This is a genomic window from Halorussus litoreus (assembly GCF_003382685.1).
Classification (GTDB): Archaea; Halobacteriota; Halobacteria; order Halobacteriales; family Haladaptataceae; genus Halorussus; species Halorussus litoreus.
Map to the genome: position 1 here is coordinate 18,684 of NZ_KZ859512.1, position 9,447 is coordinate 28,130.

Here is a 9,447-nt window from a genome sequence, read left to right on the forward strand (position 1 = left end):
CGCCGGGGGGGGGGGGGGGGGGTGGGCCCCGCCGGGGGGGGCGGGGGGGGGGAATCGCGCGGACCGGTCCGCGCGATTCCGCACCGGCGCAAGTTCGAAACGGCAAACGCCAGTCACGAGAAGTGCGCCACGGCAGAATGCGTCACGGCCGCGGATCGAAGTAGTCGGCGAGCTCCGACCCGAACTCCGCGGCCAGTTCCGCGACGTCCGCGCCGACCAGCACGTCGTAGCCGTCTTCGAGCGCCGATTCCACGTGTACGCCGAGCGCCACGTCGAAGATGGCGTCGCTGTCGATGAACGCTTCGGCGGTTCGGAACTCGCGCTCGCGCTCGACCACGTACCGGTCGCCGTCGAGGAAGGGGCCGTAGGTTGTCGAACCGTCGGCATCCCGTGATTCGTCCGCGTACTTCTCGTAGAACCCCTCGGCGTGCTCGCGGACGTGGACCGGCGGCCCCTCGTGGCGCTCGACGACCGGACGCTCGGCGACCGCCAGTTCCGCGAACAGCACCGCGTCGTCGTCGGCGAACGCCGCGGCGCGCAGCGGGTCGAACCCCCGGCGGTCGAGTTCGTCCTGGACGCCAGCGAGCGACTTCCGGAGCTGGGGGTAGAGCTGGTCCTCGACCACGTCCGGCGCGTCGAACCGGAGCGCGACCGGCGTGGTCCCGCGGGTCTCGACGTGGTCGCGCACGCCCGCGGCGTCGAGCGGCTCGGTCGGCTCGGGGAAGAACAGGGCTTCCCGGGGGTCGGCCAGCAGCTCCCGCGCGTGGTGCTGGAGGCCGGCGACGTTCTCGGCCGAGCAGACCGCGGCGACGTTGCGTTCGGGATCGGTCGGGTCGATCACGACCAGCGGGTCGTCGAACGCGAGGTCGTCGCTGCCGTGGTCCTCGGGGTCGAACCGGACCGGCGGGTGCCAGTTGTCGGCTGCTGCCTCTACGACCGCCCGGAAGCTCCCGTACTCCAGCACGAGCAGTTCGGTCAGGTAGCCCGAGAACCCTCGCGTCCGGAGGTCGCTTCCGTACACACCGATGCCCTTGAGGAACTGCTTGAACAGGCGAACCTCGCCGGCGAGGTCGTCGTCGAGCCGCGATTCGAGGTACTCGGTGTGGAACGGCGTGCGGTCGACCGCCGACTGGATTTCGGTAGCTGATTCGAGCCGGTAGCACGGCACGCAGTCCACGTCGAACCCCTCGTACTCGCCGGTGACGTAGGGGTGCTCGGCGTACTCCTCGCGGCCCTCGGACAGGACCGCGTGGCCGACCGTCAGGCCGTAGGATTCGAGCTTCTCGCGCTCCAACTCGGCGGGAAACCGAACGAACAGGTCGATGTCCCGGTCGCCGCCGATCCACGTCCCGCGAGCGGTGCTCCCGACCTGTATCGCGTCGGCATCGACCGGCAGGTGGGCGATGGCCGTCTCGGCCCGCTCGCGGAGCGCCGCCGCAGCCTCGCGCATCCGCTCGCGTTCCTCCTCGTCGGGGTCGACGCGCTCGCGGACCGCGGCCGTCACCTCGTCGAACTCTTCGTCGCCGGTCATCGACCGAGGATTGGGCCCTCGCCGGTGAAAACGTGTCGTCTCCCGGCGCGCGACCACGCGTCGCTCCCGCGTGGGACCGGCTCACTTCCGTCGGGCGAAAACGAAAGGTCTATCAAACCACTCACGCTATTTCGGGATGCGTTCGAAAGCCGCCGTAGCTCAGTTGGTAGAGCACCTGGTTGTTACCCAGGTTGCCCCAGGTTCGAGCCCTGGCGGCGGCGCTTCTCCTTCGCGAATTATGGAGCCAAGAGCTGGCAGAGTCCCGTCTTTACCCCCCAAAGCGATAGGCTAAAAGGGTGCCACGGAAAAGGGCCATACGTCGGGCCCTTAGCTCAGTCTGGTTAGAGCGCTCGGCTCATAACCGAGTGGTCGATGGTTCGAATCCGTCAGGGCCCATCGCTCCGATTTTCAGAACCTGAGAATCGCGTCCGCCCTTGATGGGTAGTTCCCCCGTACTACCAAGTAGTCATGAACTCCAGAACCAACCGACTCCTCGACCCGTTGCAGGCGGTCATCGGACTGTTCGTCTTCCTGGGCGTCGCCTTGACCGCAGTCGCGGGGTACGCCCTGGTCGGCACCCTCGGCGTGACGGTCACGCCCGACCTCGCGGTGGCGGTGCTGTCCGCCGTCTCGCTGGCGGCGTTCCTCGCGATCACGTCCTCGTGGTTCCGGGAGGACGTGGGGCGGCGACGCGCCTGAACTACTTCTGTGACTCGCTGTGCGTGACTCGACGTTCGGAGACGGTCGTCGTCCAGCGGAGCGCTGGCCTCTCGAACGATCCGGGCCCGCTGTGACCCCCGTGGGACGACCAACCTCGGTAATGCCCTCGACAGTTCACCCGACAGAGATGGTTATCGGGTAGCCGAGCGCGACTCGTGGACCGTCGAGGGAGCGCGACTGGCGGTTTTCTGGCGGGGCGCGACTGGCGGTTTTCTATCGGAGCGCGACTGCCGGTTGATTCAGTGGGGCGCAACTGCCAGTTGACACACCGAGCGCGACCGATGTTCGAACCACCGAGCGTTACCCGTGGCTGGTCAGCCACCGAGATTCCGCGAAGATGCAGCCGTTCGCTACCGGCGTGCCCCGACCCAGAGCGCCGCGACCGCGAACAGGAACACCGCGGTCGAGAGGTCGTAGGAGCCGGTCTGCGCCGCGGAAGCGACCGCCGACGAGCCGCCGACGCCCGCGAGTAGCGCGCCGAGTACCGACCCGGTACAGCTCACGCAGGTCACCAGCCCCAGCGCGCCCCCGAGCAGCCCCCGGCTCGCGCGGGCGAGTGCGGCGTACGCGAGCACGGCCAGGCCCGCGTAGCCGACGAGTTTGAACGGGACGAGCGTGAGGTGGACGGCCCCGCCGGAGACGGTCGCGAGCGGGCCCCAGCCGGGAACCGCCGCGAAGACCCCGACGCTCCCGAGGCCGGACCCCGTGCCGGTTCCGACCAGTCCGCCGGCCCAGCAGAGCGCGAGCAGGTAGCCGACCGCGGCGAGGACCGCGCCGAGCGTCCGCGGGTCGGCGCGGTCGGGCCGCGGAACGCGAACCGTGGCGACCGCCAGGACTGCGGCGTTGGTCCAGACGAACGGGTACGCGAGGTACCGGGCCGAGACCACGCCCGCGTCGGCCACGCCGAGGTACGCGACCACGAGCGCGGCCTCCGCGACCGCGAGTCCGACGAGGAGCCGGGCCGCCCGGAGCGCTGTCTCGAACTGCGCGTCGGTCCGGCCTCGGCTCGTCGCCATCAGTGCTTGGCCGCAGCGTCGGCGTCCGAGTCCGAGCTTGCGACGTAGGCCACCGCGATGGCCGCCAGCAACACCGCCTCGAAGACGACCACCGACGCGAGCGGCAGGGCGACGCCGAAGATTCCGAACAGCGTCCGGAGTTCGATGGCGACCGGGACGCTGAACGCGACGAGGACGAGGGCACCGGCGGGCGTGAGTCTCATGCGATCACCCCCGCGAGGGACTCGACGAAGTTCCCGATCAGCATCGGGACGCCCGGCACGTTGCCGAACAGCCCGGCGTCCTGGACGATGCTCGCCAGCGGGAGCGTGTAGGCCAGGACGACCAGCACGACCGCGATGGCGGTCCAGAGCCGGAGGTTGTCGAGCACTCGGGGGCTCCCGTCAGCGCCCGAGAGCGGCGCGGGCAGCCGGTCGTCGACCGGCGTCTCGACGGGGTCCTCGATGGCCGACGCGAGCATGTTGAACGAGAACAGCACGACCGACACGAACAGCAGCGTGCCGCCGACCGCGATCTGCAGCTGGAGCTCCTCGATGGAGCCCATGGTGGTCGTGAAGTCGAAGCTGTTGTACTGCGGTTCGGCGGTCCGGCGCGGCACGCCCGCGAGGCCGGCCCGGTGCATCGCGTTCGACATGAACACCATGCCCACGAACCAGAGCACGACCTGCGCCAGCCCGATGGGTCGGCTGTAGAGCTTCCGACCGGTCAACTGCGGCACGAGCCAGTACGACCCCGCCATCATCGTGAGCGCCACCGCGGTACCCACGGTGAGGTGGAAGTGGCCGGGCACCCACAGCGTGTTGTGGATGAGGTAGTTGATGTTCATGCCGGCATTGATCATGCCCGAGAAGCCCCCGGCCGCGAACATCAGGCCCGCGAGCGCCATCCCGGTGAACGCCGGGTCGCGCCACGGGAGCGCGCCCAGCCATCGGAGCCGCCCCTCGCCGCCGCGCTGGCGCGCGCCGTGTTCCATGCTGGCGACCACCGTGAACGCGGTCAGCAGGCTCGGCAACAGCAGGAACATCGTGTTCGTCATGGCGATGAACTTGAACCCTTCCGCGATGCCGGGGTCGAGGTACTGGTGGTGGATGCCGACCGGCGTCGACAGCAGGAGGAACAGCACGAACACGACCCGCGCGAGGGGGTCGCTGAACAGCCGGCCGCCCGCCAGCTTCGGCAGGATGGTGTACCACATCAGGTAGGCCGGCATCAGCCAGAAGTACACCACCGGGTGGCCGAAGAACCAGAACAGCGTCCGGGTGAGCAGTGGGTTGACCGTCTCCACGATTCCGAACGACCACGGGAGCAGGAAGACGACCACCTCGACCGCGACACCGATGGTGGCGAGATACCACATCAGCATCGTGGTGAGCACCATGAATGTCTGGAGCGGGATGCGCTCGTCGGGGTTGTCTTTCCGCCACTCGCGGTACGCGAGGAACCAGTCTGCGCCCGCGAGCCACGTCCCCACGATGAACATCGCCAACCCGGCGTAGAACAGCGGGTGGGCCTTCATCGGCGCGTAGAACGTGAACAGCACGTCGGCGCTCACCCCGATGTCGGGGACGAATCCGGCGAGGATGGCGGCCGCCGTGGCGACCGTCCCGGCCTGTGCCAGCCCGACCCAGGCCCACGTCAGCCGGATGTTGGGCAGGGGCCGTTCGAGGCTCCTCGTGATCGCCCACGTGAACAGCCCCAGCAGGAAGAAGATGGTGAACACCAGCGCGAGCAGGACGCCGTGGGCCGTGAGCACGGTGTAGTAGTCGACCGAGCTGAACAGTCGAACCACGCCCGTGCGGTGGAGCGCCTGTACCAGCCCGAAGAACGCGCCGATCCCCAGCGAGACGAACGCGACGGTCAGACACGCCTTCACCACCGACGCCTCCTCGGGGTACCGGTCGACGAAGGTTGCCATCTCAGGCACCCCCGTCGGTCGCGTTGAACTCGTCGTCGGGCACGACTTTCACCGTCCCCTCCATGGCGTGGTGTGCGCTTCCGCAGTACTCGTTGCACACGATGCCGTGGTCGCGGACCTCGTCGGTCTCGACGGTGAACGTCGACACCTGTCCGGGGATGGCCATCGTGTTGGCGTTGGTGCCGACGACCTCGAACCCGTGGATCACGTCGGCGGAGGTGACGTGGAACGTGACGGTGCTGTCGACGGGCACTTCGATGGCCTCGGCCGTCCCCGGCTGGAACTGGAACTGCTGGGCCACCACGTACACGTCGTACTCGTTCGGCCCCGACTGGTAGACGCCGGGGTCACCGAACTTGGGGTGCTGGTCGAGCGCGCCCGGGTCGACGGTGCCGCCGTCGTCGTCGATCATGTCGACGCCAGCGCCGACCGCGCCGAACGCGACCGTCCCGATGAATCCGACGATCAACAGAAGCGCCGCACCGAGCCAGAGTTTCTCGTAGGCGTGGATCTCCATCTCAGTTCACCTCCAGGATCATCCGACCACCGTGAGGCCCCGTCCGAGGAACTCGACGAAGTACATGAACACCCACATCACGACCAGGATGACGAAGTACGCGAAGATGAGGGTGAGCGTTCCGACCGGGTCGAACTCGTCGTGGCTTAGCTCCCGTTCGACGCCGTCGGGCGCGGACCCGACCACGTAGCCGTACGGGCGCTCGGGCTCCGGGCGAGCCGTGTCGGGCTCCCGCCGGGCCAGTGACTCTCCTTCCGTGTCTGTCGACATAAGTGCCGGTACGAACGACTGTGTTAAATGGAGTGGCCGCGATTCCCACGAGCTGAAAACCGGCGTAATCGGGTACTTGGACCGGTTCCAACGGGTCCGTATGGACTCCCCGGAGAGCCAGAGTCGACTCAAAAAGGTGTTGTCGAATCGTTCGCCTCGGAATTTAAGTGTGCTCGCGCTCCTCGCACTCGTCCCCGCGGTGGCGTTCGGCCTCGGAAAGAACCTGTCGGCGGCGGCCGTGACGGCCGTGAACGTCGTGCTCATCTTCACCAGCATCTACCTGCTGGTTTCGCCGGTCGAGGGCGACGACGGCCACGAAACCGACGGTGGCCACGAGACCGACGACGCCACCGACTCCGCGGTCTGACGCCTGATGTTCGTTCCGCTTCACGGCCTCGGTGCGTCGGGCCCGACCGGAAATCTCGACGCGGCGGTGTTCCTCGTGGTCGGCCTCCTCGGCGGTGCCCACTGTCTCGGGATGTGCGGCCGGCTGGTGACCGTCTACGCCGACCGACTCCGCGAGCGCGAGGACGCAGACGACGGGACCGTCACCGTGCGACAGGTCCGCCAGCACCTCCTGTTCGACCTCGGCCGGACCGCAGGCTACGCAGTCGTCGGTGCGCTGGTGGCCGCCCACGGGCGGGACCTGTTCGGCGTCGGCGTGCCGCGAGTGATGCTCCCGCTCCCGTCGCCGGAGTACCAACCGCTCGGGGTGCTACCGTGAGCGAGTCGTCGACCACGACCGGCGAATCCGCCTCCGGTTCCGCGACCGGCGAGTCCAACCCGGACGGTGAGTGTACGCTCTGCGGGCTGTCCACGGGCGCTCGTCCCGTCACCGACGAGGTGCTCGACGCCGGCGAGCGCGTTCCGGGGGCGTACTGCTGTCGGGGCTGTCTGGAGATTGCCCGGACCCTCGACGACGTGCAGTCGGCTGACGCCGAGTCGGTCCGCGAACGCCGAGACGCCGAGTCGGCCACCGCCGACGTGCCCGACGACGCCGACCGGACGTACCTCGCGGTCGACGGGATGCACTGTGCGACCTGCGAGGTGTTCGTCGAGTCGGCGGTCGCCGACGCCGAGGGCGTGCACGGCGCGGACGCGAGCTACGCCACGGACATGCTCCGGGTCGCACACGAGGGAGACGCCGACCTCGACGCGCTCGGGTCCCGACTCGACCGGTACGGCTACGGCGTCGACGACCCGGAGGCGGCCGCGAACGGCGACGACCGGATCGACGCCCAGCTCGTCCGGTTCCTGCTCGGCGGCGGCATCTTCGGCATGATGGTGATGCTGTGGTACGCGCTGTTTCTCTACCCGTCCTACCTGGGCTACGAACCCCTCGTAGACCTCGGCGGCTTCGACGGCCTCTACCTGTTCGGCAACGTCTGGCTGATGTCGTCCATCGTGCTGTTCTACACGGGCTACCCCATCCTTCGCGGCGCGGTGGTGAGCCTCAGGGCGGGCCGGCCCAACATGGACCTGCTGGTGTCGCTGGCGGCCACGAGTTCGTACCTCTACAGCGCCGTGGCCGTCCTCGTGGGCCGGACGCACGTCTACTTCGACGTGACCGTCGCCATCGTGCTGGTCGTGACGCTGGGCAACTACTACGAGGATCGCATCAAGCGGCGGGCCGCCAGCGGCCTCTCGGAACTCACCAGCGCGCGCGTGGCCGAGGCGACCCGCGTCACCGCGTCCGGGGACGCCGAGCCGGTCGCGGTCGCCGACCACGAATCGGTCGCGGTCACCGATCACGAGTCGGTCCCCGTCTCGGCTCTCGAACCGGGTGACAGCGTGCTCGTCAGGCCTGGCGAGCGCGTGCCCGTCGACGGCGAGGTGGTCGCGGGCACCGCCGCGGTCGACGAGTCGCTGGTGACCGGCGAGTCGGTGCCAGAGACCCGTCGGCCGGGCGACCGCGTGCTCGGCGGCACCGTGGTGACCGACGATCACCTCGTGGTCGAAGTCGGCGAGGACGCGGCCAGCACGCTCGACGGGCTGGTCGACCTGCTGTGGGACATCCAGAGTTCGCGGTCGGGCGTCCAGCGCCTCGCCGACAAGCTGGCGACCCTGTTCGTCCCGACGGTGCTGGTCCTCGCGGTCGTCGCCACCGGGTACCACCTTCTCACGGGCGCGCCGGTCGCGGACGCTCTGCTCGCGGGACTGACCGTACTCATCGTGTCGTGTCCGTGCGCGCTGGGGCTGGCCACGCCGCTCGCCGTGGCTTCGGGCATCCGGGAGGCCGCCGACCGCGGCGTGGTTGTCGCCTCGGACGCGGTGTTCGAGTCCGCGCCCGAGGTCGACGTGGTGGTCCTCGACAAGACCGGGACGCTGACCGACGGCCGGATGGCGGTCCGGACGGTCGTCACCGACGACTCGGCGACAGGGAGTCCCGCCGCAGAGGAGGTGCTGGCCCGGGCTGGCGCGCTCGAACGCTACTCGGCCCACCCTATCGCGGAGGCAGTCGTGGAGGCGGCGTCCGAGGCGGTTCCTGCGAGCGCCGCTGGGGCCAACGCTGAGACGCAGCAGTCTGCGACTGCAACCGCAACTGCGACCGCAACCGGAATTGATACCGTAACCGGAACTGCGACCGCTACTCAAACCGATGCCTCGGAGGCCGCGACCGCACCGCAGACCGCGGCCTCGACCGGGGAGTCCACACCGACCAACCGTCCGAACGCTGAGAGCGTCGAGACTCTCGACAGGGGCGTGACGGCCGAGATCGCGGGCGAAACGGTCGCTGTCGGCCACCCGGATCTGCTGGCCGAGCGGGGCCTCTCGATGCCCGACGCCCTCCGGCCGGCGGTCGAGTCGGCACGCGAGGCCGGCGAGGTGCCCGTCGCGGTCGGGTGGGCCGACCGCGTCCGCGGGATCGTCGTCGTGGGTGACGAACCGCGGGCCGGGTGGCGCGAGACCGTGGCCGACCTCGCGGACGGCCGGGACGTCGTGGTGCTCACGGGCGACGACGAGCGCGCTGTCGCCCGGTATCGCGAGGCCGAGGACGTCTCGGAGGTGTTCGCGGGCGTGCCGCCCGAGGCGAAGGCCGAGACGGTCGAACGACTCCAGTCGCGGGGCACCGTGGCGATGGTCGGCGACGGAAGCAACGACGCGCCCGCGCTGGCGACCGCAGACTTCGGTGTCGCGCTCGGGAGCGGGACCGACCTCGCTGGGGACGCCGCCGACGCCGTGGTCGTCGACGGCGGGCTCGACGCCGTGCCGGCCGTCTTCGACGTGGCGCGAGCCACCAACCGGCGCATTCGGCACAACCTCGGCTGGGCGTTCCTCTACAACGCGGTCGCGGTGCCGCTAGCCGCCCTCGGTCTGCTCAACCCGCTGTTCGCGGCGGTGGCGATGGGAACCAGCAGTCTCGTGGTCGTCGCGAATTCCGCCCGGTCGCTGGAGTGAGCGTCCGGCGCTCGTCGTGACGAGCGCCGGACGCGCGCTCCGCGACGGTTTCAACGTCCGGGTACTCGTACCGGGGCCC

At 69.4% G+C, this 9,447-nt stretch carries 10 protein-coding genes and 2 tRNA genes; 6 read left to right on the forward strand and 6 right to left on the reverse strand.

Features of this window, described 5'->3' with window-relative positions; genetic code table 11:
* Positions 1 to 142: 142 nt before the first annotated feature.
* Positions 143 to 1,531 carry a CCA tRNA nucleotidyltransferase gene (gene cca / locus DPQ64_RS05850; RefSeq protein ID WP_115863425.1) on the reverse strand — a complete coding sequence of 463 codons (1,389 nt, stop codon included), beginning with the start codon at positions 1,529 to 1,531 and terminating at the stop codon, positions 143 to 145.
* A gap of 148 nt (positions 1,532 to 1,679) precedes the next feature.
* Between cca and DPQ64_RS05855 the strand changes: the two genes are divergently transcribed.
* The 3 genes from DPQ64_RS05855 (at position 1,680) to DPQ64_RS05865 (ending at position 2,230) form a co-directional block, all read left to right on the forward strand.
* Positions 1,680 to 1,752, forward strand: a tRNA-Asn gene (locus DPQ64_RS05855).
* A gap of 100 nt (positions 1,753 to 1,852) precedes the next feature.
* Positions 1,853 to 1,927 (forward strand) — tRNA-Ile (locus DPQ64_RS05860).
* A gap of 72 nt (positions 1,928 to 1,999) precedes the next feature.
* Positions 2,000 to 2,230: a hypothetical protein gene (locus tag DPQ64_RS05865; RefSeq protein WP_115863426.1), complete on the forward strand. Its 231-nt coding sequence runs from the start codon at positions 2,000 to 2,002 to the stop codon at positions 2,228 to 2,230.
* Between the two features lie 371 nt (positions 2,231 to 2,601).
* Here the strand turns inward: DPQ64_RS05865 and DPQ64_RS05870 are convergent, their stop codons facing one another.
* The 5 genes from DPQ64_RS05870 to DPQ64_RS05890 are packed head-to-tail and all read right to left on the reverse strand — an operon-like array spanning position 2,602 to position 5,969.
* Positions 2,602 to 3,267 carry a DUF7546 family protein gene (locus DPQ64_RS05870; protein ID WP_115863427.1) on the reverse strand — a complete coding sequence of 222 codons (666 nt, stop codon included), beginning with the start codon at positions 3,265 to 3,267 and terminating at the stop codon, positions 2,602 to 2,604.
* Positions 3,267 to 3,470 carry a CbaC protein gene (locus DPQ64_RS05875; RefSeq protein ID WP_115863428.1) on the reverse strand — a complete coding sequence of 68 codons (204 nt, stop codon included), beginning with the start codon at positions 3,468 to 3,470 and terminating at the stop codon, positions 3,267 to 3,269. Before DPQ64_RS05875 ends, DPQ64_RS05870 begins: the two co-directional genes overlap by 1 nt.
* Positions 3,467 to 5,182, reverse strand: coding sequence for a b(o/a)3-type cytochrome-c oxidase subunit 1 (locus DPQ64_RS05880; RefSeq protein WP_115863429.1), 1,716 nt, complete (start codon positions 5,180 to 5,182; stop codon positions 3,467 to 3,469). The genes DPQ64_RS05875 and DPQ64_RS05880 overlap by 4 nt, the downstream gene beginning before the upstream one ends.
* 1 nt (position 5,183) lies before the next feature.
* Positions 5,184 to 5,699 (reverse strand): cytochrome c oxidase subunit II, encoded by a 516-nt coding sequence (locus DPQ64_RS05885; protein WP_115863430.1) that lies wholly within the window; start codon positions 5,697 to 5,699, stop codon positions 5,184 to 5,186.
* Positions 5,700 to 5,717: 18 nt separating this feature from the next.
* Entirely contained in the window at positions 5,718 to 5,969 is a 252-nt protein-coding gene (locus DPQ64_RS05890; protein ID WP_115863431.1) for a hypothetical protein, read from the reverse strand.
* Positions 5,970 to 6,138: 169 nt separating this feature from the next.
* On the opposite strand from DPQ64_RS05890, the gene DPQ64_RS05895 reads away from it, so the two are divergent.
* From DPQ64_RS05895 to DPQ64_RS05905, 3 genes are read left to right on the forward strand one after another with little or no spacing between them, the layout of a single operon-like run.
* Positions 6,139 to 6,336 carry a cytochrome-ba3 oxidase subunit gene (locus DPQ64_RS05895; protein WP_232820499.1) on the forward strand — a complete coding sequence of 66 codons (198 nt, stop codon included), beginning with the start codon at positions 6,139 to 6,141 and terminating at the stop codon, positions 6,334 to 6,336.
* Positions 6,337 to 6,342: 6 nt separating this feature from the next.
* Positions 6,343 to 6,693: an urease accessory protein UreH domain-containing protein gene (locus DPQ64_RS05900; RefSeq protein ID WP_115863433.1), complete on the forward strand. Its 351-nt coding sequence runs from the start codon at positions 6,343 to 6,345 to the stop codon at positions 6,691 to 6,693.
* Entirely contained in the window at positions 6,690 to 9,368 is a 2,679-nt protein-coding gene (locus DPQ64_RS05905) for a heavy metal translocating P-type ATPase (protein ID WP_115863434.1), read from the forward strand. The genes DPQ64_RS05900 and DPQ64_RS05905 overlap by 4 nt, the downstream gene beginning before the upstream one ends.
* The last annotated feature ends 79 nt before the right edge of the window (positions 9,369 to 9,447 follow it).

Excerpts from the sequence above, each read along its gene's own strand:
- cca (WP_115863425.1), bottom strand. The coding sequence starts at position 1,531 with ATGACCGGCGACGAAGAGTTCGACGAGGTGACGGCCGCGGTCCGCGAG.
- DPQ64_RS05865 (WP_115863426.1), top strand. The coding sequence starts at position 2,000 with ATGAACTCCAGAACCAACCGACTCCTCGACCCGTTGCAGGCGGTCATC.
- DPQ64_RS05870 (WP_115863427.1), bottom strand. The coding sequence starts at position 3,267 with ATGGCGACGAGCCGAGGCCGGACCGACGCGCAGTTCGAGACAGCGCTC.
- DPQ64_RS05875 (WP_115863428.1), bottom strand. The coding sequence starts at position 3,470 with ATGAGACTCACGCCCGCCGGTGCCCTCGTCCTCGTCGCGTTCAGCGTC.
- DPQ64_RS05880 (WP_115863429.1), bottom strand. The coding sequence starts at position 5,182 with ATGGCAACCTTCGTCGACCGGTACCCCGAGGAGGCGTCGGTGGTGAAG.
- DPQ64_RS05885 (WP_115863430.1), bottom strand. The coding sequence starts at position 5,699 with ATGGAGATCCACGCCTACGAGAAACTCTGGCTCGGTGCGGCGCTTCTG.
- DPQ64_RS05890 (WP_115863431.1), bottom strand. The coding sequence starts at position 5,969 with ATGTCGACAGACACGGAAGGAGAGTCACTGGCCCGGCGGGAGCCCGAC.
- DPQ64_RS05900 (WP_115863433.1), top strand. The coding sequence starts at position 6,343 with ATGTTCGTTCCGCTTCACGGCCTCGGTGCGTCGGGCCCGACCGGAAAT.